The sequence below is a fragment of the Gordonia sp. NPDC003504 genome (assembly GCF_053587995.1).
On the sequence record NZ_JBSFPC010000004.1, the window covers coordinates 230477 to 256409 of the forward strand.

Genomic DNA, 25933 nt, shown 5'->3' on the forward strand with positions numbered 1-25933 from the left:
GGGTCCACTACAGTAGCTTAGGCTCACCTTATTGGGGGCCGTTTGTGCCTGGACCCGACCATGCGCCCGACCGATGGAGATACGCGGTGACCACACCCCACCAGCCGGCAATCACCATGCCGGTGCGATCAGTCTCGGGGTGATCATCTGTTGCTACACCACCGAACGCCGGGATCAGCTGGGCGCCGCGATCGACGCCGCGACGGCTCAGCTCGGCACGGACGACCGCCTCATCGTGGTCGCCGACCACAACGATGAGCTGCTCGGCTGGGTGAAGAGCCGGGTCCACGACGATGCGCGTCGGGTCGACGTGGTGCCCAACGCCCACGCCCGCGGCCTGTCCGGCGCCCGGAACACCGGGTTGGACTGTTCGGACGAGGACGTGCTCGTCTTCCTGGACGACGATGCGGTCCTCGCCGACGACGGTCTGGCGGCGGTGCGCCGCGCATTCGCTGACCCGTCCGTCGTCGCCGTCGGCGGAGCGGTCACACCGCAGTGGTCCGGCGGCACCGCACCCCGCTGGTTCCCCGACGAATTCGGTTGGGTCGTCGGCTGCGACTACCGCGGCATCGCCAACGACGGCGCCGACATCCGCAATCCCATCGGCGCCGCCATGGCGGTGCGGCGGTCGGCGCTGGCGGAGATCGGCGGTTTCGCCACCGAACTCGGCCGCGTCGGTGACCTTCCGGTGGGCTGTGAAGAAACACTCATGGGAATCGAGGTGCATCGCACGTTCCCGCGGGGGCGCGTGATCCGCGACGCCGGATTCGGCGTCGCCCACAGCGTCTCAACCGATCGCGAATCCACCCGCTACTTCCTGCGGCGGTGCCTCAACGAGGGCAAATCCAAGGCCGTTCTGTCGAGGATGGCCGGTTCCGGCGACGCGCTGTCGGCCGAGACCTCCTACGTGCTGCGGACCATCACCTCCGGCGTGGTGCGCTACCTCTCCCACGTTCTACGCGGCGACCCCGCCGCCGCCGCCCGCCTGGCGATGATGATCATCGGGGTCGCGGTCACCGCCGCCGGCACCGCATGGGGCACCGGCGCCGGTGCACGCCGGCGCGCCGCCGCCGACTCCCGGCTCGTGCCGGCGCGGTCACGGCGTCGGCGGGCCTCCTCGATCGCGCCCGACGATCTGGTGACGGTGGTGATCCCCACCATCGGCCGCGACCTGTTGATCGACGCCGTGGATGCCGCTCTGGCACAAGACCATCCGAACATCGAGGTCGTCGTGGTGGACAATCGCCCGGGCTATGGCCGGGTACCGACCATTCTCGCGGATCGGCACGATCGGCGTCTGCGCATTGTCAATGAGACCTTCCCCGGCATCTCCGCGGCGCGCAACGCCGGAATCCGTGAGGCCCGCGGCCGCGTCGTCGCTTTCACCGACGACGACGCCAGACCCGCGGCGGACTGGGTGTCGACCATCGTCAGGGCGTTCACCGACGATACGACCGGATCGGTGGGGGCGGTCACCGGACGCGTGGTCGGGATCGACACCCCCACCGAACTCCAGGAACTGTTCGAGGATGCCAAGGTCTTCGACAAGGGCTCCGACGCGACGATCTGGGCCCTGACACCCGACCCGGAGCATGTGGCCGCCGGTGTCGCCGGGTCGCACAACTTCTTCTTCCCCTACACCGCCGGACAACTCGGCAGCGGCAACAATCTCGCCCTCGACGTCGAGATCCTGGACGACACCGGCATTTTCGACGAACGATTGGGCACCGGCACCCCGTCCAACGGCGGCGAGGACCTCGATCTCATGCGCGAGATCATCCTGTCCGGATGGGCCATCGCGTACCGGCCGGATGCGGTGGTGACCCACTATCACCGCGACAACATGGACGATCTGCGGACCCAGGCGTACGGATACGGCACCGGCATGTCGGCGTCGGTGACCAAACTGCTGTTCTCCCGCCACGCCGTCGCCGTGGCCAAGCGGATCCCGGCCGGACTCTGGGCACTGCTCGTTCCCGGGTCGGAGAACACCTCGGCGTTCTCGCGCGCCCAATGGCCTGCCGAACTGCGCAACCTGGAACTGCGGGGCTACCTCGCCGGCCCACTGCTGTTCGGCCGCGGGCACCTGCGCTGCCGTGACCGCCGGCGACAGGTCACCGGGCCAGGGACGGATCGCTCGTCGTGACACTCACACTCCACCGCTCCTCCTCTAGGCACACCACACCGGATGCACCCATCGCCTACGGATTTCCGCCCGGTGGGTCGCTTGTCGTCGGTGGGGTGCTGGCCGCAACGCTTCTCGTGCTCGACCTGCTGGACGGACTCGGTGCCGACCCACTTCCCACCGCCGTCCGCGCGCTGCTGGTGTTCGCCGGCATCCTCACCCTTCCGGGCATCCCGATCGTCGTGGCACTGCGGATCCCCGGGCGGGCGCTGTCGGGCATCCTGATCCCCGCCATCTCGCTGTCGGTGACCGTCCTGCTGACCCAGACCACGATCGTCGCCGACTGGTGGAGTCCCGTACGCACACAGGCGATCCTGGCCGCCGGTTCGCTCGCCGCGTGCATCTGGGCCCGTCGCACCCTGCCCACCCACACCCGCACGGGATCATTCGGTTTCGACCGATCCCACTGGACCCGGCGACGCGCGATCGCACTCGCCACGCTCGCCGCGTCGCTGGGATGTTTCGGGCTGGCCGTCGCCGATCTCGATGTCGCCGACACCGGCCGCTTCGGGGTCATCTCCGCCCTCGACCCCGTCTACTTCCTCGGACTCGGACTGCTGGCCGCGGTCATCGTGGCGGCATTGCTGTCCCGGCGACTCGACACACTCGTCCTCGGCGCCGTCACCGTCGTGACAGTGGCCTACAACTCGATGTTGGTGGGTGGCGCCACCGGCGAGACGTCGATTCCCACCTCGTTCGTCCATCGCGGCTTCATCGACGTCCTGGCCGCCAGTCACCATCTCCCCGACCAGATCAACGCCCGTTTCAGCTGGGCCGGATTCTTCGCGATGTCGGCGCACGTGAAGGTCGTCGGCGGGATCGATGACCTGACGCCGGTGTTGCTGTGGGCGCCGTTCGTCGCCGGGGTCGTCGTGTCGTTCGGCATCTACGCGATCGCGATCGCCATCACCGGACGTGCCCGGCTGGCCTGGGTGTCGGTACTGCTCTACCACGGGTTCAACTGGTACCAGCAGGATTACTACTCGCCGCAGTCCATGGCGATCATCGGATACACGGCCATCCTCGGAACCCTGCTGTGGCAGTTGCGCACCGCGCCGTTGCCGGGACTCGAGGGTGGGCGGATCGCGCGGATCATCAACGGATTCCGCCGAACTCCCGGTCGGGTGCCGGGCTTCGGTCCGGGCCGCACGGTGGGCATCGAAGTGGTCCTCGTCGTGATCATCGCCGGCAACACCGTGTCTCACCAGATGACGCCCATGCTCACAGTGCTGGCGCTGGCGGCCTTCGCCGCGACCGGGACCACCCGCTACCGCACCCTGTGGCTCGCGGCCGGACTGATCTTCGCCGCCTGGTTCTCCTACGGCGCCACCGACTTCTGGCTCGGGCATCTGCAGGGCCTGGTCGACGAGGTGGGCAAGGTGGGGCAGTCCGTCGAGGCCGGCGTCGGCGATCGTCTCAGCGGCGATCCGACGTACACCCGCATGCAGTACCTGCGCATGCTCGCCTCCGGTGGCTTCGCCGCAGTCGGATTGATCGGCTGGCTGATCTGGCGGTCGAAGAAGGCCTGGTCCGTCGGCGGGTTGCTCTGCGCCGCGCCCTTCGTGCTCGTCGCGTTGCAGAGTTATGGCGGCGAGATGATCATCCGCTGCTTCCTGCTCGCGTCCCCGGTGCTGGCACCGTTCGCTGCGCTGGCGCTGGCCGCGGGCGGCGCCGGACTGCGGCGACGGCTACGCGCTACCCACTTCCGATATCTCGGATACGCCCTGCTGTGGGCACTGGTGATGATCCTGGCGCTGCTGGAGACCACCAACCGCGGCCTGAACACGGCGTTCGAGGCGACCGCCCGCGACGAGGTCACCGTGACCGATGAGTTCATCGCCTCCGTCCCACCGGACGCCACGGTGATGAGTTTCAGCTACGCACCGCAGAGCACCGGCGTGCGGCGCATCCTCGACCCACACGGGCCGCGGTTCTCCTTCATCGACTCCTTCCCATGCCTCGACAACGTCGCGCAGTGCGCCCGCGAGCGATGGCCGGACTACATCTACGTGACCAATCAGGGATTGAAAATGCTCGAACTGCAATACGGCCAGTCACCCGACGCGCTCCGGGACGCCATCGACGGGCTGATACGGACCGGCGAGTATCGTCTCGTCGTCCGCACCGAGAATGTCGAGATCCTGCGCGCCGGAACACCTCTGGAGGGCCAGTGAGCATCACCGTCGTTCTGCTCGTGATCAGCGCGGTACTGCTGGTGCTGGGTGCGGCGCTGCGCGAGGTCGAGGTGGGCTCCGACGGCGCCTCCCGCCGGGGCGCGCCGGCCCACCGACTCACCCTGGTCACCGCCGGATGCGTCATCGTGGCGGCGTGTCTGACCTTGCAGCGGTTGGCGGAAATGGCACTGTGAGGCGCCATGGACACCGCCGAACACGTTGTCTGGCCATGGTCATCGGCATCATCACGTCGGCGATGATCAGCAATGGATGCACCGTCGGCGACGGCGACGGTCTCCACAATGCCGCCCAGACGACGTGTCTGAGCGACCGCGGCCCGGACGGATCGGGTACCACCCCCGAGACCGTCGATCGGGCCCTGTGGAAACGAACCTTCCTCGACACATTCGACCGGTGCGACCTCGGCGACCAGTGGGGCACCTACTCCGGCAGTCCCGGGGGCAATCCGGTGGGTCAGTGGGATGTCTCGATGGTGTCGGTCGACGACGGCGTGATGCGCCTGTCGGGCAAGAAGACCCCCTCCGGATGGGTCACCGGCGGCGTCTCGAACTACCCGGTCACCCAGACCTACGGACGCTGGGAGATCCGCATGCGCGCGACGCCGAGCGCGGATCTGTCCTACCACATGCTGTTGTGGCCCAAATCCGACGAGTGGCCACCGGAGATCGACTTCGCCGAAAGCATCGCCTCACGGCGAGACGCGATCTCGGCGTTCGTGCATTGGAAAGACGACGGGGAGAACCACAAGGCACAGGCGGATGCCACCGGCGACTTCGCCGACTGGCACGTCGTCGGTGTCGAATGGCTACCCGGCCTGATCCGATACCTCCTCGACGGCAAGGTATGGGCCGAGGTCCGCTCGGCCGAGATGGTACCGACGGTTCCCATGTGGTTGGGCATGCAGGTGGAGGCCGGCGCATGTGAACGGCGCGCCGACTGGGGAATGACACCGTGCGCCGCCGGTGACCCGCGTCCGGTCACCGCCGAGGTCGACATCGACTGGGTGGCGGTCTACGCACCGGTCGATGACGTGGCTGCGTTCACCCGCGCCGGATACCTCCAGCCGACCCCGGGAGCAATCCAACTCCACGACAAGTGATCTCGAGACCCCAACGTGCGCCGGCCTGCGATCGAACGAACCCAATCAGGCCGCGATGCGCTCCGGAGTCGACGACGCGACGACGGGACGCAGCGGGGCGCGTCCCCATACCGCACGCGCCACCGGAATGATCACCAGTGCCGCCGCAGTGCCCTCGGCCAGGATCATCGCCCAGCCGGCGGCAACCAGGCCGTGCTCACCAATCCATAATGCGGTGGCCGACAACATGATCGTGGCGCTGATGATCTGCACGACGAGCGCCGGCCACAGCCGGCACCGTACCCGGGAGATCGCGACGTAACACAGTCCGACCGCCGCCAACGGCAGAGCCACCGCTCCCAGGCGCAGGAGCGGCGCACCGTACTCGGCGTAGTCGGGGCCGGCCAGGCGCAGGAACAGCGGACCGATCACCTCGAAGCCGACGGCCGCCAAGGCCGCCCCGCCGATCATGATCGCCACGAACAGTCGTGTGAGACGCAGTGCCGCAGTCGAATCGGGCCCCGAACCGAAACCACCGTCGGCGTCTCCGCCGGGTCGGCGATCGACGCCGGCGGCGCTCATCGACGCGACGTACGGTCCCAACATCATGGTCAGCAGCACCAGCACCGCACTCACCAGTGACCAGACGATCGAGAAGTAGGCGTTGTGATCCGCGCCGACCCGTGCGATCACCACGGAGGGCAGGATCAGCGGCGTGATCGCACTCGCGATGTACACGCCGTAATTGCCGGCCAGGAACCGGCCCTGATCGCGCAACGGCGGCATCAGGGTCGCATCGGCCCGCGCAACCCGACGACGGAGTTCCCGTCCGGCGAACCACCACAGGACGCCGCCGGCCACCGCCGCCGTGACGATCCAGGTACCGACCAGCCCTGCGCGGCTGGCGAGTCCGGCGAGGGCGATCGCGGCGAGGAGTTTGACGGCGGCGTGGATGACGTTCTTCTGCGCTGACCACGTGGCCCGGCCCATGGCGATGCTCAGGTGATCGAGCAATGCGAAGGACGAGAGGACCATCACCACAACCGGGAAAAGAACCAGTTCGATTCTGCTGGTGAACATTTCATCGGTGGGCCCGACGAGCAGGAAACCCGTCGCGAGCACCGCACCACAGGTGGCGCCGATGCCGAGTCCGAGGGTGGGCAGGACGTAGCCCCGTCGACCCGCCACGGGCAGGAATCGCTCGAGATATGCACCCAGACCGAGGTTCCCGAATGCCGAGAGCATCGTGGCCGTGGTGATCACCGCCGCCGCGGCCCCGACCTCGCGAGCCGGATACAGGCGGCCGGCCACCACCCAGTAGACCAATCCGAGTGCCGCGGTGAGCATCCCGGATACGGCGACGGCGACCGACGTTTTGGCGAGCCCCGCGGATTCACCCGGCGCGTGCTGTCCCGATCCGCGCTCCCCCGGACCCGGTTCGCCTGCGACGCGGGCGGCGATCACCCCGCGAGTTCGTCGGAGACGACCTCGACGGCCGCCCCGGCACGCACGCCGTGCCGCGCTGCCGCGCGGTGGCTCCGCCAGTGCTTGAACTCCTGATTGATGGTGCGCAGCACCCGCATTCCGTCGCTGTAGGCGTTGAGGTTGCTGCGTCCGTGCAGACGCGGGCCCTCGAAGCTGCCGACCTCGGTGATCGCGAGTCCGGCGGTGGCCAGCCGGACATTGATCACCGTCTCGATCTCAAAGCCGTCACCCCACTGGGCGCGGCTGTACTGCGTCGGCGGCAACTCGATCTGCTCGGCGTGACGAGCCCAGAAGGCGTTGTAGCCGTAGCACAGGTCGGTGAACTTGGTGTGGAAGTACACGTTGACGATGGTGTTGAGGACCTTGTTGCCCCACCGCCGCAGGGTGGTGATGTCGGTGCTTCCGCCACGTCCGACGAAGCGGCTGCCCTTGGCGAGATCGGCCCCGTCGATCAGGGCGGTGACGAACAGCGGGATCTCGGCCGGGTCGGTCGAGCCGTCGGCGTCGATCATGACGATGATGTCACCGGTACATGCCTCGATACCGCAAGCCAGAGCGTTGCCCCTACCCGACCTCGACTGAGTGACGAAAGTGGCTTCGGGCCAGAGCTTTTGGGCGACGGCGACGGTGTCGTCGGCCGAGTTCCCGTCGACGAAGACGATCTGGTCGATGTCGTCGGGCATGCGGAATGCCACGTACGGGAGGTTCTTGGCCTCGTTCATGGCCCGGATGATGACCGACACACTCGGACGGCCCGTGCTGGCGTCGGAGATCGGCGACACCTCGGGCGATCCGGTCGAAGTGTCGGCTCGCGGGGTCTCGTGCATGCGGTCCCTACTCGTTGGGGTCGGTACTTCCTGAAGCTTGGCTTAGATTAAGCCTAAAGGTTAGGCTAACCAAAGACCAGCCTGGAGTCGCGCTTCTCACGTCGGCGGAAGCCGATGGCCAAGAGGATAGCCTAGCCTAAGCACAGGTTGGGAACCAGGCATTCAGGAGCACGTTGATGAGTACATTCGTGGACGGCCATCGCCGCCCAGCACCCACGGGCGGCAAGGCGATCCGGCTGTCGAGGATCGCCGACCCGACCACGCTGCGGTCCCAGATCGTGCCGATGGACCATTCGATCACCCTCGGTCCCCTCGGACCCGTCCAGCACACCGAACGCATGGTGCGCCTGCTGTCGGATTCCGGTTGCAACGCTGTGGTGTTGCACCGAGGCCGGGTGGGACAGGTTTCCCCGGCCACCTTCGCCTCCATGGGTCTGATCGTGCACCTGTCCGCCAGCACCTCCTTGGGACCGGATCAGGACGCCAAAGTCCTTGTCGGCGGCGTCGATTCGGCACTGCGCAGCGGAGCCGACGCGGTCAGCGTGCATGTCAACATCGGCTCCGGGACCGAGAGTGGCCAACTCGAGGACTTCGCGGCGGTCTCCCGGGAATGCGAGACGCTCGGCGTTCCCCTGCTCGCGATGATGTACGCGCGCGGCCCGGCGATTCCCAACCGGCCCACGACGGCAACGTTGGCGCACCTCGCCGCCATCGCCACCGACCTCGGCGCGGACATGATCAAGCTGGACTACGCCGAGTCGGCCGAGGCCATGCGCGCGGTCGTCGACTCCACCCCGGTACCGATCTACGTCGCAGGCGGCGCGACGCGCGATGACGACGACGCCATCGCATTCGGCGCGCAGGTGCTCGAGAGCGGGGTCGCTGGCCTGAGCTTCGGCCGCAACATCTTCGGGGCGGAGAACCCCTACCGGGTGGCCAACACTCTCGCCGATCTGGTTCATCGGCGCAGCGTCGGTGTCTCGACCCTCGAATCCGCCTGATCACCAGGGCAATTCCACCCGGCCATTCGCCCCGACAGCCCACATCATCGGCAGAACAGGAACACCCATGTCTTCGACCACCTCCAACGAGATCGTCGTCACCGACCAGATCATCCCGGAATCCGGCGTCACGCCGCATCCCTTCGCGTTCGACGACGTCGCGGCGCATCATCACCGAAGCGCCGCACAGACATCCGGCCAGCAGCAGCCGGTCGCGGCACGCACGATCGGTTCGCGGCATCCGCACCTGGACCGACATCGCGTCGAACAGTTCATAGTCGGTGCCGCACGCGATCCCGTCGGGATGGGCGGCAAACCACTGCAGCTGGGCGCGCAATCGGCCCGGCGGGCAGATGTCGTCGGCGTCCATCCGTGCGATGTAGTCGCCGGTGGCCTCGGACATCCCACGGTTGAGCGCGGCCACCAGGCCCGCATTGGGTTGCGAGATCACCCGGATCCGGGGGTCGGTGAGGGTGGCCAGCTCGGCCATCCCGGCATCGGTGGAGCCGTCGTCGATCACCAGCAGTTCCAGATCGTCGACGCCCTGCGACAGGATCGATTCCGCCGCCTCGACGATGTATCCGGCCGCGTTGAAGGCCGGCATCAGCACGGTTACCAGCGGCGCCCGGCCACCATCGGCGTTCACCATCGGGTCACCGCCACCTCAGCACCGCCGAATACAGTCCGGGGACAAGCTTCACCAGGACCGCAAAGATCATCTCGCGGAGGTATTTTCCGGCCCACAGGGTCGGCAGGTCACCCAGTGAGATGTCGTCGCGGACCCGGGTCAGCGCGGTCCGATACAGATCGGAGCGATGGCCCGACGCATGCGCGGAACGCATCGCGACATGGGTCACCGATGTGAGCACCTCGCGATACCGGAAGCCGACGAAGTTCCGCCACCACCCCGCATCGCGGGTGGTGGCGCAGATCAGTTGGCGGACATCGTCTTCGACGACAAAGAGATCGAGCGTCGAAGGACTCAAGGCGGTCGACAGGGAACCCTCGCGGTAGAGGTAGCGGTACAACGGCTCCGCCACGAGGGCCACACGTTCCATCGACAGGGACAATCGGACGCTGGTGGCGAAGTCCTCATACGCTTGATCCTGTGCCCACGGTCGCTCACCGAGAATCTCGCGGCGGAAGAGTTTGGTACAGGCGTACGCCTTCGCCCGCCCGCACAGGATCTCCCGGGCATACTGCTCGCCGGTGAGGACCGCCTCGGGCGGTGACGCCTCGTCGATCTGGAGTACCACACCGTTCTCGTCGACTCGACGCGTCCTCGTCACGCCGATCTGCGCGTCGTGTGTGGTCATCGCGGCCACGATCCGGGCGACGAAATCGGCGTCGGCCTCGTCGTCGCTGTCGAGAAACCAGACGAGATCGGTCTGGACCGCCGCCAGTCCGGTGTTGCGGGCCCGTCCCAACCCCCCGTTGCGTGATTGCCGGATCAGGCGGTACTCGCGTCCGGCGTCGTCGAGTGTCTGCCGGGCGACGGGAACGGAATCGTCGTCGCCGCAGTCGTCGACGATGACGATCTGGTCGACGGGATAGGTCTGTGCCAGTACCGATTCGATGCAACCCTGGACATAGGGAGCACTCCGGTAGACCGGAATGATGACACCGACGCTCGGCTTCACGCGGCACACCCCTCCTTCCCGGTCCTGCCGATTAAGGATAGCCTAAGCACATTCACATGCCGCGGGCGGGATTGCGGGAAACACCTCGTGCACACGCCGCCGCGGCCGCACGTAGGGTGACACTGTGACCGACACCACTGCGACGACCGACACCACCGCGCGTGCGAACACCGCATTCCCCGCTCCTGACCTCACCGGTCGTTCGGCCCTCGTGACTGGTGCGAGCCGTGGCATCGGCCTGGCCATCGCCACCGAACTCGCCCGCCGCGGCGCCGCCGTTGTCATCACCGGCCGCAAACCCGACCCGCTCGCCGAGGCCGCCGCGGCGATCCACGCCGGGGTACCCGATGCCACGGTCACCGATGTACCCGGCAACACCGGCGACGCCGACCACCGCACTGCCGCGGTCGCGGCCGCCGTCGCCCAGGGCGGCATCCACATCCTGATCAACAACACCGGGATCGCCCCGACCGCGGGCCCCCTGATGGATGCCGACCTCGACGCGGTGCGCAAGACCTTCGACACCAATGTCGTCGCCGCACTCGGTTTCATCCAGGAGGCATACCGGGCCGGGATGGCCGAGACCGGTGGCACCGTCGTCAACGTCGTGTCGGTCGCGGGACTTCGGTCCACCGGCGTGATCGCCGCATATGGCGCGTCGAAGGCCGCGCTGATCCGCCTTACCGAAGAGCTGGCGTGGGAACTGGGCCCGGCCGGGATCAGGGTCAACGCGATCGCCCCGGCGATCGTGCGCACCAAGTTCGCCGATGTCCTGATCAGTGGCGACAACGGGGCCAAGGCGATCGCCGGTTACCCCACCGGTCGCCTCGGCGAGCCCGAGGACATCGCCCGCGCGGCGGCGTTCCTCGTCGGCGACGAATCATCGTGGATAACCGGGGAGACCCTCCGGGTGGACGGCGGCCTGATGTCCACCGGTTCGATGTGAGCGCGCCGGCCCCGTCGTCGACGTCATCGGCCCGATGAGCAGCACATCCGTAATCGTCGTGGGCGCGGGCCCGTCGGGCCGTGCCCTGAGCCACCGGCTCCTGCACCACGGGGTCGCGGTGACTCTGATCGATCCGGCGCCGCACCGGCGCTGGACGCCCACCTATGCCGCCTGGACCGACGAGCTGCCCACCTGGGTTGGCGGTGACATGGTCGCGGCCCGCGTCGACTCGGTGTCGGTTTATGCGTATCGGCGGCGAGACATCGCCCGCGGCTACACCGTCTTCGACACGCAGCGACTACAAAACGGACTCTCCATCGACGATGCACACGTGGTCGACGCGAAAGCCGTGGAGGTACAGACTCATTCGGTGATCACCGACGACGGCGAGTCGATCACCGCCGACCACGTGATCGACTGCCGCGGCACCTCGGCCCGTCACCTGCCGCGCCAGACCGCCTACGGTGTGATCGTCGGAGACGACGACGCGCGCCGCGTGCTCGACGGATCGCCGGCCATCCTGATGGATTGGCGCGCACCGGAACACACCGCGCCGTGGCAGCACGGTGGACCGTCGCCCTCGTTTCTCTACGCCGTGCCACTCGGTGCGGACACGGTCCTGCTCGAGGAGACCTGCCTGGTGGGCCGGCCCGCACTCAGGATTCGTGAGCTGCGCGACCGTCTTGCCCGTCGTCTCGCGGCCTATGGCCTCGCCGACGCCCGCCTCCGCGGCTCGGAGACGGTGGCGTTCCCCATGCTGCCCGACACCCGAACACCCTGGGAGACAACTCCGTTGACCTTCGGTGCGGCCGGCGGGCTGCTCAACCCGATCAGCGGGTACGGGGTGGCCACCGCGTTGCGCTGTGCCGATCTGCTGGCGCGCGGAATCCGCGACGGGGATGATCCCACCGAACTGCTGTGGCCCTTCTCGGCGCGCCAGGTGTGGCGACTGCGATTGCGCGGTCTCGGGGTGCTACTCGGCCTCGATCCCGCACAAACCGTCACCTTCTTCGCCGCGTTTCTCGCACTGCCGGTGAGCGCACAACGCAGCTACCTCAGTGAGCGCACCGATCTGGCCGGCGCGCTGGCAGCGATGCGATCGGTCTTCGCCGCACTCGACCACCGCACCCGACTCCGGTTGATGCGTGAGGTCACACGCCCCGGGCTCGGTTGATCACTCCCGTGAGAGCGCCGTCAATGTGTGGCCAAGCGCTGTCAACGTGAGGCGGGCGCTGCGCACGGGCCTGGCGGTCAGAGGCGGGTGTCCACCGGCTCGGATTCGAGGGCCAGCACACCGAAGACGCATTCATGCACCTGCCACAGCGGGGCACCCTCGACGTGACGCGCCAGTGCCTCCCTGCCCAACCGGTGCTCACGCGCGGCCATCGACCTCTTGTGCCGCAGGTCGCGGGATAGCAGGCGGCCAAGATCGTCGAGGTAGCCGGGGCCGTAGATGATGCGCAGGTAGCCCGGCACACGGTCGGATCGGCCACCGGATAGAACACCGTCGCCACGCCCTGGCTGGTCTCGAACCGCTGGACCCGGTCGGGATGCTTGTGCAGTAGGAAACCCAGATTGGTGGCGGGCGTCGTCGGGTCATCCGAGCGTGCCTCGATGGTCATGAACACACCGCAACGATAGCGATGCAGGCAAGCCATTTCGGGTTCCGAACCACGTGCCGACTATCGGTTTTGCGTGGTTTGCGCTGGTCACGCAAACCGAGGCCGAGTTGGGCGGACTTCGGGATAATGTTAGCCTTCCCTAACGTGCGGCCTCGATGTGTGTGAGGCCGAGTCACGTTGCACTCCCGGAAGGCATCACATGAAGGTCTGCGTCGTCGGCGCCGGTCCCTGCGGACTGACCACCATCAAGCAACTTCTCGACGAGGGCCACGAGGTGGTCTGCTTCGACAAGAATCCCTCCTCCGGCGGCATCTGGCTGCGCGAGGGTGACGACGGCTCCACGATGAAGGCCTATGACAGCCTGATGCTGACCATCTCCATGAAGCTGATGGCCTACTCCGATTTCCCCTTCCAGGGTGGTCGCGTCTTCTATTCGCGCCGTGAGTATTTCGAGTACTTGCAGGAATACGCGACGACCTTCGGCCTACACGACCACATCCGGTTCGGTCACGAGGTCACCGATATCGTGCGCAAACCGTCGTCGTGGACGGTGACCGTGCAGCACAACGGCGTCGAGACGATCGAGGACTTCGACGCCGTGGCGGTGTGCTCGGGGCCGTTCAAGACCCCGCATCGCGACATCCCCGGTCTGGAGAACTTCACCGGCGAGATCGTCCACTCCGCCGAATACCGCGACAACGAACGGTTCCGCGGCAAGAAGGTCCTGGTGGTGGGGATGGCCGAATCCGGTGCCGACATCGTGCGAGAGGTCGGCGACGTCGCCGACGAGTGCACTCTCGCGATCCGGTCCTACACCTATCTGCTGCCACGCATCTTCAACGGCACCCGGACCACCGACAACGGCACGGTCCGCTCGCACCATCACGAAATGCTGGACCGCTCTTCGCATTACCCGTTCGCCCTGGACACGATCTGGGGCCGCAGCCCGATCGCCAAGGCGGTGTTCGGGGTGGTGTCGGTGGTCCTCGGTGTCCTCACCACCGCACTCGGCGCGGCCCGGGTCTACCGCGACAGGCTGATCCCGTCGATGCGCGCCGCGCAGCCGGAACTGAACCCGATGCGCGAGGCCGTCGATCCGCCCAAACTCGACATCGGCACCGAGCACAACGACGCCAACTTCGAGATGATCCGCACCTGGAATCGCCGCTCACACCCGAACGGCAGTTGGGCGCAACGTGGGATCTTGTGCAAGAACGTCAGTTTCATCCCGCATCTGGTCAGTGGTCGCATCACCCTGAACGACGCCGGCATCTCCTCCTCCGACGGCAACACCGTCACTTTCGGTGACTCCACCGTGGGCGAGTACGACACCATCGTGTTGTGCACCGGCTTCACCAAGGAGGAGTTGTCAATCGGCGACCTGCAGGTCAAGGACGCCAACGTGCGCAACCTGTACAAGCACTTCCTGCATCCCGAACATCAGGGAACCGCCGCATTCATCGGTTTCGTCCGTCCGTTCTCCGGCGGCATCCCGATCTGCGCGGAGATGCAGGCCCGGTACTTCGCCCGCGTGCTGAGCGGAAAGCTCACTCCCCCAGCCGATCTCGACGAACGCATCGGCCGTGAGAAGGAATGGGAGGAGCACTGGACCGAGTTGAGTCCCCGCCACACCGAGGCCATCCCGTCGCAGGTCCTCTACCTCGACGCGCTCGCACGCGAGATCGGCTGCCTGGTACCGATGAGCATGATGCTGCGCAACCCGAAACTGTTCATCCAGTTGTGGTTCGGCTCGTTCAACCAGGCCTGCTATCGCATCGTCGGACCGCATAACCGCGGCCGGGCGGCACTCGACGACCTGTACTCCGAGATCGTCGACAACCGACGCGAGATGGCCTTCCGCATGTCGACGTTGCGGTTCCTGCCGACCGATGTGCATCCCGAACACATGATGTCGCAACGGTTCTCGCGGGGCAGTTGTCACACCGGGCGGGCGGGACGTGCGCTCAGCGCAGTTCGCGCCACCGGGCCACCATGTCGTCGACGTCGATGGTCCGCGCGACGATGTGCGACGCCGGCCCCAGGCTCGGACGTAACCGATCCTGTTTCACCCGCTTGTTGTAGTCGTCGAGGATCGCCCGCACCGCCTGCTCGTCGGAGATGCCGCGCAACGACTCCGGGAATGTGTCGGCTTCTTTGCGCAGTTGCAGAGTCGGCGGTAGCAGGGCGGTGGAGTCGAGTTCCTCGTCGCGGATCTTCTGCTTGGCCCACCAGTCGGGATCGTCGAGTCCGGACAGGTTCAGCGGCTTGCCCATGCCGGGGAGATTGTCGAAGTCGCCGCGTTCGGTGGCCTCGCGGATCATCTTCTCCACGCGATCCTCGTGCCGCTGCGGTTTCCACCGGCGGACACGACGGAAGTGCCCCTCCGGTGGATCGGTCCTTTCGGTCACGCCTCAGACGGTGAAACCGAGGGCACGCAGTTGCTCGCGGCCGTCGTCGGTGATCTTGTCCGGGCCCCACGGCGGCAACCAGACCCAGTTGATCTCCATGTCGGTGCACAACCCGCTGCTGACCAGGGCCGACCGCGACTGATCCTCGATCACGTCGGTCAATGGGCACGCCGCCGACGTCAACGTCATGTCGATCTTGGCGACCGCGTCGTCGGTGATCTCGATGTCATAGACCAGACCCAGATCGACGACGTTGATCCCCAACTCGGGATCGACGACATCGCGCATCGCTTCTTCGACGTCCTCCAGCAGCGGCAGCGACGTGCTCACCGGCGCTGGTACCGCAGTGGTCGGGACCTCGGTGCTCGGCGCCTCGGTGGTTGTGGTGCCGGTGTCTGTGGCATCGATTGCCGTCTGATCAGTCTCGTTGCTCATGCGAGTTCCGCTCGTTGTGTCTCAATGGATTCCACCGACTGGGCCAGTGCGTCCTTGAACGCCAGCCAGCCGAGCAGCGCGCATTTGACGCGCGCCGGATACTTGCTCACACCGGCGAAGGCGATGCCGTCACCGATCACGTCCTCGTCGCCCTCGTCCTTACCGCGTGAGGTCATCATGGCGTTGAAGGATGCGATGGCGGCCAGCGCGTCGTCGAGGCTGCGACCCACGATCTGGTCGTAGAGCACCGATGTCGACGCCTGCGAGATCGAACATCCCTGTCCGTCGTAGGAGACGTCGGCGATCGTCTCGCCGTCGTCGCTCAGCGCCACCCTCAGGGTCACCTCGTCACCGCACGTCGGGTTCACGTGATGGACCTCGGCGCGGAACGGTTCCCGCAGTCCGCGACCGTGCGGATGCTTGTAGTGATCGAGGATGACGTCCTGGTACATCTGCTCCATCCGCATCAGCCGGCCACCCCGAAGAACTTCTGCGCCGTGCGGATGGCGTCGGCGAGGACGTCCACCTCGTCGAGGGTGTTGTAGGCGGCAAACGATGCGCGTGCCGTCGCTGCGATTCCGAAGCGACGATGCAGGGGCCAGGCGCAGTGATGGCCGACCCGGATGGCCACACCTTCGTCATCGAGAATCTGCCCGAGATCGTGGGCGTGGATGCCGTCGACGACGAAGGACACGGCTCCGCCCCGGTTCTCGGTGGTGGTGGGACCGATGATGCGCAGTCCGTCGATCTCAACCAAACGTGTCAACACCCGGTCGACCAGCGAGTGCTCGTGGGCGGCAACGGCATTCATCCCCAACAGCGACAGGTAGTCGACGGCGGCACCGAGCCCGACGACCTGCGAGGTCATCGGCACACCGGCCTCGAACCGCTGCGGCGGTGCCGCATACGTCGAGACCTCCATGGTGACGGTCTCGATCATCGATCCGCCGGTGATGAAGGGCGGCAAGGCATTCAGCAGTGCGCTCTTGCCGTAGAGGACCCCCACCCCGGATGGCCCAAACATCTTATGCCCGGAGAATGCGGCGAAATCGACGTCGAGCGCCGCGAAGTCGACCGGCATGTGCGGCACCGACTGGCAGGCGTCGAGCACCACCAGCGCGCCGACCTTGCGAGCACGGCTCACCAGTTCGTCGACGTCGGCAACGGCACCGGTCACATTCGACTGGTGCGTGAACGACACCACCTTCACCGTCTCGTCGAGCACCAGGGAGTCGAGATCGATGCGGCCGTCATCGGTCACGCCGTACCAGCGCAGGGTCGCACCGGTGCGCCGGCACAACTCCTGCCACGGAACGAGATTCGCGTGATGCTCGAGTTCGGTGATCACCACGGTGTCACCGGCACCGAGCGCGCGTCCGCCGAAGACGGCGGCGCTGCGGTCGTCACCGAGTGTGTAGGTGACCAGGTTCAGCGACTCGGTCGCGTTCTTGGTGAACACGATCTCGTCGACGCCCGCACCGACGAACGCGGCGATCTTCTCGCGCGCCTGTTCGTAGGCGTCGGTCGCCTCCTCGGCGAGCTGATGCGCGCCACGGTGCACGGCGGCATTGCGCGTGGTCAGGAACTCGCGTTCGGCGTCGAGAACCTGTACCGGGCGCTGCGAGGTGGCCCCGGAATCCAGGTACACCAAAGGTTTGTCGTCGCGGACGGTCCGTCCCAGAATCGGGAAATCGGCCCGCAGTGACGCCACGTCGAAGCCTGCCACCGGTGCGGCGGAGAGAGTCACGACGCCTCCTTCACGATGATCTCGGTTCGGTGATCGGCGATCCCGGTGAGCCCGACTCAGCGGGCCGCGGCCGCCGAGGTGAAACGCACGTAGCCGTTCTCCTCGAGTTCATCGGCCAGCTCCGGACCGGCGGACTCCACGATTCGACCGCCCACGAAGACGTGCACGAACTCGGGCTTGATGTAGCGCAGGATGCGAGTGTAGTGGGTGATCAGCAGGATGCCGCCGTTCTCGGCTTCCTTGTAGCGGTTCACACCCTCGCTGACCACGCGCAGCGCGTCGACGTCGAGACCGGAGTCGGTCTCGTCGAGAATCGCGATCTTCGGCTTGAGCAGGTCGAGCTGCAGGATCTCGTGGCGCTTCTTTTCGCCACCCGAGAAGCCCTCGTTGACACTGCGTTCGGCGAACGACGGATCGATCTCGAGCGCGGTCATCGCCTCCTTGGTCTCCTTGACCCAGTGACGCAGCTTCGGTGCCTCACCGCGGACGGCGGTGGCGGCGGTGCGCAGGAAGTTCGACATCGACACCCCGGGCACCTCGACGGGATACTGCATCGCGAGAAACAGACCGGCGCGGGCCCGTTCGTCGACGCTCATCTCGAGGACGTCCTCACCGTCGAGGGTGATCGATCCCGAGGTCACCTGATACTTGGGATGCCCGGCGATCGCATAGGACAGCGTCGACTTACCGGAACCGTTGGGGCCCATGATCGCGTGGGTCTCACCGGAACGAACCGTCAGGTTGACGCCCTTGAGGATGTGGATCGGCTCTGCCTCGGAGTCGCTCTGGGCGACGTCGACATGCAGGTCGCGGATTTCGAGTGTGCTCATTGGTCGTGGTCTTTCGTTGTGTGGGCTGGGTGATCTCGATACGGGCCCCGCTACGCTCGGGCCTACTCGATCAGCGGGTGGATACGACGAGGGGGCCGCAGACGCTCAGGTGCCGGCGTTCTCGAGTTCGGCTTCCACCGCCGCCTCGAGGCGTTCTCGCAGATCGGGGACCGAGATCTTGGCGATGATCTCGCCGAAGAATCCACGGATCACCAGACGTCGGGCCTGATCCTCGGGGATTCCGCGGGCCTGCAGGTAGAACAGCTGCTCGTCGTCGAAACGTCCGGTGGCACTGGCGTGTCCGGCGCCGACGATCTCGCCGGTCTCGATCTCGAGGTTGGGCACCGAGTCGGCGCGGGCCCCGTCGGTCAGGACGAGGTTGCGGTTGAGTTCGAAGGTGTCGGTGCCCTCGGCCTCGGGCCGGATCAGCACGTCGCCGATCCAGACGGTGTGCGCCTCCCTGCTCCGGTCGCTCGGATCGCCTTGCAGCGCACCCTTGTACACCACGTTCGAGCGGCAGTTGGGCTGGCTGTGGTCGACGAGCAGACGCTGTTCGAGATGCTGTCCGGCGTCGGCGAAGTACAGACCCCACAGTTCGACATCGCCGCCGGGTGCGTCGTAATGGACCACCGGTGACAGGCGGACGAGGTTGCCGCCGAGACTGACCGCGAAGTGGCGCACCACCGCGTCGCGCCCGACCTTGATGTGATGCGCGGCCACATGGACGGCGTCGTCATCCCAGTCGTGCACGTTGACCACGGTCAGTGACGCCTGGTCGCCGACCACGAACTCGACGTTTTCGGCATAGGTACCGCCCCCCTCCTGGTCGAGGACGATCACCGCCCGGGAGAAAGGCTCCAGCCGAATCTGGATGTGCCCGTAGGCGACATCACCCTCACCGGGCCCGGTCACCCGGATGGACACCGGGTCACTCAATTCCACTTCCTTGCCGACGGTCACCACGGTGGCCTCGTCGAATGTCGAATATGCTTGCGCCGCAACCCGATCGAACGGAACGCCACCATCGCCGAGGCGGGGATCGTCACGTTCGACGGTCTCGGCGGTGACGCCGTCAGTGACACCGTCGACGGTCACCTTCGCGATCGCGGTGGCGGTCGCCGTTCCGTCGTGCAGTCCGCGCAGGCGACGGAACGGGGTGAACCGCCACGCCTCCTCGCGGGGGCTGGGAACCTCGAACGCGTCCACGTCGAAGGACGTGAACTGTTCGCCTTTGTTGACCGGGGCGGCCGCATCGGGTGCGGTCACCGGGAGTGTGGGGTCCGCCATCAGCCGACGGCTCCTTCCATCTGCAGTTCGATGAGCCGGTTGAGTTCGAGGGCGTACTCCATCGGCAATTCCTTCGCGATCGGCTCGACGAAGCCGCGCACCACCATCGCCATCGCCTCGTCCTCGGTCAGGCCACGGCTCATCAGGTAGAAGAGCTGATCGTCGGACACCTTGGAGACGGTCGCCTCATGACCCATCGTGACGTCGTCCTCGCGGATGTCGACGTAGGGGTAGGTGTCGCTGCGGGAGATCGTGTCGACCAGCAGCGCATCGCATTTCACCGTCGAGCGGCTGCCGTGCGCACCGTTGTTGATCTTGATCAGGCCGCGGTAGGAGGCGCGGCCACCGCCACGTGCGACCGACTTGGACACGATGTTGCTCGACGTGTTGGGCGCCAGGTGCACCATCTTCGATCCGGTGTCCTGGTGCTGCCCCTCGCCGGCGAATGCCACCGAGAGCACCTCACCCTTGGCGTGTTCGCCGGTGAGCCACACGGCCGGGTACTTCATGGTGACCTTGGAGCCGATGTTGCCGTCGATCCACTCCATGGTGGCGCCGGCCTCGGCCTTGGCGCGCTTGGTGACCAGGTTGTAGACGTTGTTCGACCAGTTCTGGATGGTCGTGTAGCGGCACCGCCCACCCTTCTTGACGATGATCTCGACGACGGCCGAGTGCAACGAATCGGTCTTGTAGATCGGCGCGGTACATCCCTCGACGTAGTGCACGTAGGCACCCTCGTCGACGATGATCAGGGTCCGCTCGAACTGACCCATGTTCTCGGTGTTGATGCGGAAGTAGGCCTGAAGCGGGATGTCGACGTGCACACCCGGCGGGACGTAAATGAACGATCCGCCCGACCACACCGCGGTGTTGAGCGCGGAGAACTTGTTGTCGCCGGCCGGGATCACGGACCCGAAGTACTGACGGAACAGTTCCGGGTGCTCCTTGAGACCGGTGTCGGTGTCGAGGAAGATCACGCCCTGCGCCTCGAGATCCTCGCGGATCTGGTGATACACGACCTCCGACTCGTACTGCGCGGCGACGCCGGCGACGAGGCGCTGCTTCTCGGCCTCGGGGATGCCGAGCTTGTCGTAGGTGTTCTTGATGTCCTCGGGAAGCTCATCCCACGTGGTGGCCTGCTTCTCGGTGGACCGCACGAAGTATTTGATGTTGTCGAAGTCGATGCCGTCGAGTTCGGCACCCCAGTGCGGCATCGGCTTGCGATTGAAGATGCGCAATGCCTTGAGGCGCTGTTCAAGCATCCACTCCGGCTCACTCTTCTTGCCCGAGATGTCGGCGACGACCGCGTCGGACAGGCCGCGCTGCGCACTCGCACCCGCGACATCGGAATCGGCCCAGCCGTATCCGTAGTTGCCCAGCGAGGCGATTGTCTCTTCTTGCGTGAGCGGCGCCGCCTTGTCCGGGGCGGCGACCGAGGGATCGGTGACTGTCATCGCGAAGCCTTTCGACTCGTGGTGGGGCGAGCGAATGCGGGCTGTGCATCGCTCGTTTGTGCATCTGCGGAGCCCGGTGGGCTCGAGGGGACCGGCGGCGGCGACGTTGCCGATGACCCGTCGGGAGGTGGATCCGGATGAGGCAGTGGTACATGGGTGGTGCAGGCGCAATCGCCGTTGGCGATGGTGGCCAAACGCTGCACGTGGGTGCCGAGGAGTTCGGTGAACACCGCGGTCTCGGCCTCGCACAGTTCGGGGAACTCGGTGGCGACGTGGGCAACCGGGCAATGATGCTGACAGATCTGCATCCCCGAACCGACCTGGCGGGTGTTGGCGGAATAGCCGGCGCCGGTCAGGGCGTCGGCGATGTCGGTGACGGTACCGGCGACGGCGTCGGCGTCAGCCGCCGGAGTCACCTCGGCGACGATGCGCTCGACGCGCTCCCGCGCGAATTCCGACACGGCCGCCGACCCGCCGAGATCGCGCAGCTTGCGCATGGCGGCACCGGCGAGATCGTCGTAGGCGTGCCGCAGTTTTCCGCGTCCGGCGGCGGTGATCTGGAAGAACTTCGCCGGACGACCACGTCCACCGCGATGGCCGAAGGCCGCCGAGGCCTCCTCGACGTCGCCCGCCGCGGCGAGCGCGTCGAGGTGTCGACGGACGCCCGCGGCGCTGATGCCGAGGCGCTCACCGATCTCGCCCGCGGTCAGCGGACCGTCCTCGACGAGGAGATTCACCACTGCCGCCCGGGTTTGACCGTCGGTGTGCACACCGGCATGCGCCGAGTCGGTCGACGACACGACCTCACCGCGCACTGATCCACCTGGCATGGTTTTCACAACACGAGTGTGACGTAAATGATTCCCGGGTTCCAGCAAGGGTGCCCTTAGCGGCGCTCATCACAGTACGACTGCGACCACGATGCGGCCGACGTGGCACACCGTCGTGCGGCGTCGATGACCTTGAGTGGCGATGACCTAGAGTCGTCGTGTGCCAGAAACCACGGTGCTGCGTCGGGCACTGGATTACGTCGGATTGAGCAAACCCGCTCGATCGACGCCACGCGACCCCGACACACGCGGTGGATACGGCGTGAGCATCGCCAAGATGCACGACCGTGAACGTGAGGTCGGGCCACTCGATGCGGCCGAGAACCGACGACTGACCCGCATCAAACTCTTCGGTGCGACGGGCACGATCCTCATGCTCGTCGGTTCCCTGGCCACCGGGCAGATCCCGGTGCTGCAGAATCCCGTGGCCGGTGTCCGCGTGTTGTCACTGCCGTCGCGGATGTGGAGCACCGCGCTGACCCTGTCGATCGGCGGCACCATCATGCTGGTGGTGGCCTGGCTGTTGATCGGCCGGTTCGCCGTCGGCCGGTTCAGTGTCGAGGTCCTGCACGGACGAAGCCCGGAACGCCGCATGACCCGCGCACAGGCCGACCGGACCCTGCTGCTGTGGATCGCCCCGATCGTCATCGCCCCGCCGCTGCTGAGCAAGGACATCTACTCCTACCTGGCGCAGAGTGCGATCGCCTACCGCGGGATGGACCCGTACACGGTCAGCCCGCTGCGCGGACTCGGTGTCGAGAACACCCTGACCCGCTCGGTGCCCAACCTGTGGCGCGACACCCCGGCGCCGTACGGGCCGTTCTTCATCTGGATCGGCAAGGGCATCACCGCGCTGACCGGGGACAACATCACCCTGGCGATCTTCGCGCACCGGATCGTCGCCCTGATCGGCATCGCCCTGATCGTCTGGGCATTGCCCCGACTGGCGCGGCGATGCGGTGTCTCCCCCGTCGCCGCGCTGTGGCTCGGCGCGATGAATCCGCTGGTCATCCTGCATCTCGTCGGCGGCATCCACAACGAGGCCCTGATGCTGGGCATGATGCTCGTCGGTATCGAACTCTCGTTCCAGGCGATCTACGGCGCCGATCCGCTGTGGCCGCCCGGTGCTCGACTGCCCAGCCGGGCGGGCTGGTTGCTCGTCGCGGGCGCGGCCATCATCTCGATGAGTGCGCTGGTGAAATTCACCTCGATCCTCGCGCTCGGCTTCGTCGGAATCGCCCTGGCGCTGCGCTGGGGCGCGACACTTCCGGCGCTGCGACGTGCACCGCCGGGCCAGTGGTGGCCGCGCTCGCGCCGGACCGTTAGGGCACTCGTCGCCTCCGCCGGACTGCTCGCCGTCATTCTCGCGGTGGTGATGGTGCTGGTCTGCCTCGGCACCGGCCTGGGCTTCGGCTGGACCAAGACCCTCTCGACGGGCGCCGTGGTGCGTTCCTGGATGTCCATGCCGACGCTGCTGTCGGTGTCGGCCGGTCGGGTCGGGGTGTTCCTCGGCCTCGGCGACCAGACACAGGCCATCCTCGATGTCGTACGGCCCCTCGGGCAGCTCATCGCCGCGATCTTCGTGGTGCGGTGGATGCTGGCGACGCTGGCCGGCCGGTTGCATCCGCTGGGCGCACTCGGGGTGTCGATGGCCACCGTGGTGGTGTTCTTCCCATTCGTCCAGGCCTGGTACCTGTTGTGGGCGGTCATCCCGCTCGCCGCCTGGGCCACCCGTCCCTGGTTCCGGATCGCGACCATCTCGGTCTCGGCGATCATCGCGATCGTCGTCATGCCGACCAGTTCCAACACCAGCGGCGTCGTCCTCGCCCAGGGCCTGCTCGCCGGTGTGATCATGGTCGCGGTCATGACCGCCCTGTTCTTCGAGGACTGGCCGTGGCTACGCAGGCGACGGCGCAGGTCCGGCGACCGCGCCACCGAGACGACGCCGACCTCGACGTGATCGGCACCGCGTCAACGAGCAAGCGCCGACGGCTGCCGTGGTTTTTTCCCTGCGCCCACGAGGGCATAGTCTGGCCCGTGTGCGCAGCGCGACCCACCCACCGTCGAGCGACGATCCGATGACGGGTCGTCCGCACGATGGTCGCCCGCAGGGCACTCGTCGGGACGGTCTTCGTCAGGACGGTGGTCCTGACGGTGCTGGTCCACACAGCGCGTCCGCGCCGAGGGCCACCGACAACCACGACGTCGAACCCGCCCTGCGGATCCGCGGACTGGTCAAACGCTTCGGTGGACACACCGCCGTCAACGGTCTCGACCTCGATCTCGCCGCGGGAACGGTCCTGGCACTGCTCGGACCCAACGGTGCCGGCAAGACCACGACGGTGGAGATCTGCGAAGGGTTCCAGACCGCCGACGAGGGAACGGTGCGGGTCCTCGGACTCGACCCGACCCGTGACAACAACGAACTCCGCCGGCACATCGGAGTGATGTTGCAGGGTGGCGGGGCCTACCCCGGTGCGCGCGCCGAGGAGATGCTCCGACTGTGCGCCGCCTACAGCGCCGATCCGATCGACCCGGATTGGCTGCTCGACGCACTGGGCCTACGCGACGCGGCCCGCACCCCATTCCGGCGCCTGTCCGGCGGCCAGCAGCAACGGCTCTCGTTGGCCTGCGCCATCATCGGCCGGCCGGAGTTGGTCTTCCTCGACGAGCCCACCGCGGGCCTCGACGCCCATGCCCGGCTGGTGGTCTGGGACATCATCGACCGGCTGCGCGGCGACGGTGCGGCCGTCCTGCTGACCACCCACCTGATGGACGAGGCCGAAAACCTCGCCGACCATGTGGTCATCATCGATCGGGGCCGGGTCGTCGCCGACGGCTCACCGGCCGACCTCACCAGCCGTGGGGCCGAGAACGAATTACGCTTCACCGCGCCCCGCGGCCTCGACCTGACGCTGCTCGAGTTGGCCTTGCCCGAGGGCTACCGCTGTTCGGAGACCGGACCGGGCAACTACCTGGTGCTGGGCACGGTCACGCCTCAGGTGCTGGCGACCGTCACCGGGTGGTGCGCGAAGATCAACGTCCTGGCGACCGATCTGCGGGTCGAGACCCGCAGCCTCGAGGATGTGTTCCTGGATCTCACCGGACGGGCACTGCGATGACCGGCCTGACCACGAATCGATTCCCGGCAGGCACCTTCACGCCCGGCGCCGGCGCGGCGTCCCTGCCCAAGATCCTGGCCGCCCAGACGCGCCTGGAACTGCGCCTGCTGCTGCGTAACGGCGAGCAACTGCTCCTCACGATGTTCATCCCGATCACGCTGCTCATCGGGCTGTGTCTGCTGCCCCTCGACACCGATCTGGGCTCGAGCACCGCCGAACGCGCGGCGACGTTCGTCCCCGCGATCATGACCGTCGCGGTGATGTCCACGGCCTTCACCGGTCAGGCGATCGCGGTCGGCTTCGATCGTCGCTACGGAGCGCTCAAACGGCTGGGGGCGACCCCGATCCCGCGGTGGGGGATCATCGCCGGGAAGTCGTTGTCCGTCGTCGCCGTCGTGGTGATGCAATCGATCATCATCGGCGCGATCGGCGCCTCCTTCGGCTGGCGACCCGGCCTCGCGGGGCTGGCGATCGGTGCGGTCGTCATCGCGATCGGCACCACCGCCTTCTCCGCACTGGGTCTGCTGCTCGGCGGCACCGGTAAGGCCGAGGTCGTTCTCGCGGTCGCCAACCTGCTGTGGTTTGCCATGGTCGGGATCGGCAGCGTCGTCATCATGGAGTCGCGGATCCCCACCGCCCTGTGGTGGATAGCGAGATGCATTCCCTCCGGTGCCCTGACCGAGGCGCTGGAACGCGCCACGCACAGCCAATTCGACGTCTTCGGCGTCGTGGTGCTGATCCTCTGGGCGGTCGTCGGCGGCACCGCCGCCGTGCGCTGGTTCCGATTCGAGTGATCTCATCAACCCCTGACCCGATAATTCTCACAGCCCCCACGACGACC

The 25933-nt window shown here is 66.9% G+C and carries 22 protein-coding genes and 4 pseudogenes; 11 read left to right on the forward strand and 15 right to left on the reverse strand.

From position 1 onward, the window contains the following. Positions 1-73: 73 nt before the first annotated feature. The 4 genes from ACWDPV_RS10425 to ACWDPV_RS10440 are packed head-to-tail and all read left to right on the forward strand — an operon-like array spanning position 74 to position 5479. Complete coding sequence (locus tag ACWDPV_RS10425) at positions 74-2146, forward strand: glycosyltransferase (protein WP_449742890.1); 2073 nt, start codon at positions 74-76, stop codon at positions 2144-2146. After that, entirely contained in the window at positions 2143-4359 is a 2217-nt protein-coding gene (locus tag ACWDPV_RS10430) for a hypothetical protein (protein WP_449742891.1), read from the forward strand. Before ACWDPV_RS10425 ends, ACWDPV_RS10430 begins: the two co-directional genes overlap by 4 nt. Then, positions 4356-4553: a hypothetical protein gene (locus ACWDPV_RS10435; protein ID WP_449742892.1), complete on the forward strand. Its 198-nt coding sequence runs from the start codon at positions 4356-4358 to the stop codon at positions 4551-4553. The genes ACWDPV_RS10430 and ACWDPV_RS10435 overlap by 4 nt, the downstream gene beginning before the upstream one ends. A gap of 35 nt (positions 4554-4588) precedes the next feature. After that, positions 4589-5479, forward strand: coding sequence for a glycoside hydrolase family 16 protein (locus ACWDPV_RS10440; RefSeq protein WP_449742893.1), 891 nt, complete (start codon positions 4589-4591; stop codon positions 5477-5479). Positions 5480-5524: 45 nt separating this feature from the next. Here ACWDPV_RS10440 and ACWDPV_RS10445 read toward each other — a convergent pair whose 3' ends face one another. Together ACWDPV_RS10445 and ACWDPV_RS10450 are read right to left on the reverse strand one after the other, a co-directional pair. Further along, complete coding sequence (locus ACWDPV_RS10445) at positions 5525-6922, reverse strand: lipopolysaccharide biosynthesis protein (RefSeq protein WP_449742894.1); 1398 nt, start codon at positions 6920-6922, stop codon at positions 5525-5527. Further along, positions 6919-7770, reverse strand: coding sequence for a glycosyltransferase family 2 protein (locus tag ACWDPV_RS10450; RefSeq protein ID WP_449742895.1), 852 nt, complete (start codon positions 7768-7770; stop codon positions 6919-6921). Before ACWDPV_RS10450 ends, ACWDPV_RS10445 begins: the two co-directional genes overlap by 4 nt. Positions 7771-7946: 176 nt before the next feature. Here ACWDPV_RS10450 and ACWDPV_RS10455 point away from each other — a divergent pair, with 176 nt between their 5' ends. After that, a complete protein-coding gene (locus ACWDPV_RS10455) occupies positions 7947-8771 on the forward strand; it encodes a 2-amino-3,7-dideoxy-D-threo-hept-6-ulosonate synthase (protein WP_449742896.1) in 825 nt (274 codons plus the stop codon). Here ACWDPV_RS10455 and ACWDPV_RS10460 read toward each other — a convergent pair whose 3' ends face one another. The 3 genes and pseudogenes from ACWDPV_RS10460 to ACWDPV_RS10470 form a co-directional block, all read right to left on the reverse strand. Next, positions 8772-8903: a hypothetical protein gene (locus ACWDPV_RS10460; protein ID WP_449743009.1), complete on the reverse strand. Its 132-nt coding sequence runs from the start codon at positions 8901-8903 to the stop codon at positions 8772-8774. Between the two features lie 28 nt (positions 8904-8931). Further along, positions 8932-9420 (reverse strand): annotated as a pseudogene (locus tag ACWDPV_RS10465) (glycosyltransferase family 2 protein); the annotation flags it as partial. Between the two features lie 4 nt (positions 9421-9424). Further along, the gene (locus tag ACWDPV_RS10470; protein ID WP_449742897.1) at positions 9425-10411 is read right to left on the reverse strand and encodes a glycosyltransferase family 2 protein; all 987 of its coding nucleotides are present in this window, start codon (positions 10409-10411) and stop codon (positions 9425-9427) included. Positions 10412-10535: 124 nt separating this feature from the next. Between ACWDPV_RS10470 and ACWDPV_RS10475 the strand changes: the two genes are divergently transcribed. Together ACWDPV_RS10475 and ACWDPV_RS10480 are read left to right on the forward strand one after the other, a co-directional pair. Beyond that, positions 10536-11357 carry an SDR family oxidoreductase gene (locus tag ACWDPV_RS10475; RefSeq protein WP_449742898.1) on the forward strand — a complete coding sequence of 274 codons (822 nt, stop codon included), beginning with the start codon at positions 10536-10538 and terminating at the stop codon, positions 11355-11357. A gap of 34 nt (positions 11358-11391) precedes the next feature. Further along, the gene (locus tag ACWDPV_RS10480; RefSeq protein ID WP_449742899.1) at positions 11392-12531 is read left to right on the forward strand and encodes a lycopene cyclase family protein; all 1140 of its coding nucleotides are present in this window, start codon (positions 11392-11394) and stop codon (positions 12529-12531) included. A gap of 77 nt (positions 12532-12608) precedes the next feature. Here the strand turns inward: ACWDPV_RS10480 and ACWDPV_RS10485 are convergent. Beyond that, positions 12609-12893, reverse strand: a pseudogene (locus ACWDPV_RS10485) (polynucleotide kinase-phosphatase); the annotation flags it as partial. Beyond that, positions 12827-12979 (reverse strand): annotated as a pseudogene (locus ACWDPV_RS10490) (3' terminal RNA ribose 2'-O-methyltransferase Hen1); the annotation flags it as partial. The pseudogenes ACWDPV_RS10485 and ACWDPV_RS10490, both read right to left, overlap by 67 nt. Before the next feature lie 199 nt (positions 12980-13178). Here ACWDPV_RS10490 and ACWDPV_RS10495 point away from each other — a divergent pair. Further along, a pseudogene (locus ACWDPV_RS10495) lies at positions 13179-14891 on the forward strand (flavin-containing monooxygenase); the annotation flags it as partial. Between the two features lie 52 nt (positions 14892-14943). Here the strand turns inward: ACWDPV_RS10495 and ACWDPV_RS10500 are convergent. The 8 genes from ACWDPV_RS10500 to ACWDPV_RS10535 form a co-directional block, all read right to left on the reverse strand. Further along, complete coding sequence (locus ACWDPV_RS10500) at positions 14944-15300, reverse strand: DnaJ family domain-containing protein (protein ID WP_449742998.1); 357 nt, start codon at positions 15298-15300, stop codon at positions 14944-14946. A 90-nt stretch (positions 15301-15390) separates the two neighbouring features. Next, positions 15391-15822, reverse strand: a complete 432-nt coding sequence (locus tag ACWDPV_RS10505) for a metal-sulfur cluster assembly factor (RefSeq protein ID WP_449742900.1) — start codon at positions 15820-15822, stop codon at positions 15391-15393. Further along, entirely contained in the window at positions 15819-16289 is a 471-nt protein-coding gene (gene sufU, locus ACWDPV_RS10510) for a Fe-S cluster assembly sulfur transfer protein SufU (RefSeq protein ID WP_449742901.1), read from the reverse strand. Before sufU ends, ACWDPV_RS10505 begins: the two co-directional genes overlap by 4 nt. Beyond that, positions 16289-17569, reverse strand: coding sequence for a cysteine desulfurase (locus ACWDPV_RS10515; protein WP_449742902.1), 1281 nt, complete (start codon positions 17567-17569; stop codon positions 16289-16291). Before ACWDPV_RS10515 ends, sufU begins: the two co-directional genes overlap by 1 nt. Positions 17570-17625: 56 nt before the next feature. Beyond that, positions 17626-18399: a Fe-S cluster assembly ATPase SufC gene (gene sufC, locus ACWDPV_RS10520; RefSeq protein WP_449742903.1), complete on the reverse strand. Its 774-nt coding sequence runs from the start codon at positions 18397-18399 to the stop codon at positions 17626-17628. 105 nt (positions 18400-18504) lie between these two features. Then, positions 18505-19686, reverse strand: coding sequence for a Fe-S cluster assembly protein SufD (gene sufD / locus ACWDPV_RS10525; protein ID WP_449742904.1), 1182 nt, complete (start codon positions 19684-19686; stop codon positions 18505-18507). Beyond that, a complete protein-coding gene (gene sufB, locus ACWDPV_RS10530) occupies positions 19686-21140 on the reverse strand; it encodes a Fe-S cluster assembly protein SufB (RefSeq protein ID WP_449742905.1) in 1455 nt (484 codons plus the stop codon). The genes sufD and sufB overlap by 1 nt, the downstream gene beginning before the upstream one ends. Continuing rightward, a complete protein-coding gene (locus ACWDPV_RS10535; protein WP_449742999.1) occupies positions 21137-21970 on the reverse strand; it encodes a helix-turn-helix transcriptional regulator in 834 nt (277 codons plus the stop codon). Before ACWDPV_RS10535 ends, sufB begins: the two co-directional genes overlap by 4 nt. 160 nt (positions 21971-22130) lie before the next feature. On the opposite strand from ACWDPV_RS10535, the gene mptB reads away from it, so the two are divergent. The 3 genes from mptB (at position 22131) to ACWDPV_RS10550 (ending at position 25886) form a co-directional block, all read left to right on the forward strand. Next, the gene (gene mptB, locus ACWDPV_RS10540) at positions 22131-23930 is read left to right on the forward strand and encodes a polyprenol phosphomannose-dependent alpha 1,6 mannosyltransferase MptB (protein ID WP_449742906.1); all 1800 of its coding nucleotides are present in this window, start codon (positions 22131-22133) and stop codon (positions 23928-23930) included. A gap of 79 nt (positions 23931-24009) precedes the next feature. Continuing rightward, entirely contained in the window at positions 24010-25092 is a 1083-nt protein-coding gene (locus tag ACWDPV_RS10545; protein WP_449742907.1) for an ABC transporter ATP-binding protein, read from the forward strand. Further along, on the forward strand, positions 25089-25886 hold the full coding sequence (locus tag ACWDPV_RS10550) for an ABC transporter permease (protein ID WP_449742908.1): 798 nt from the start codon (positions 25089-25091) through the stop codon (positions 25884-25886). Before ACWDPV_RS10545 ends, ACWDPV_RS10550 begins: the two co-directional genes overlap by 4 nt. Positions 25887-25933: the final 47 nt, after the last annotated feature.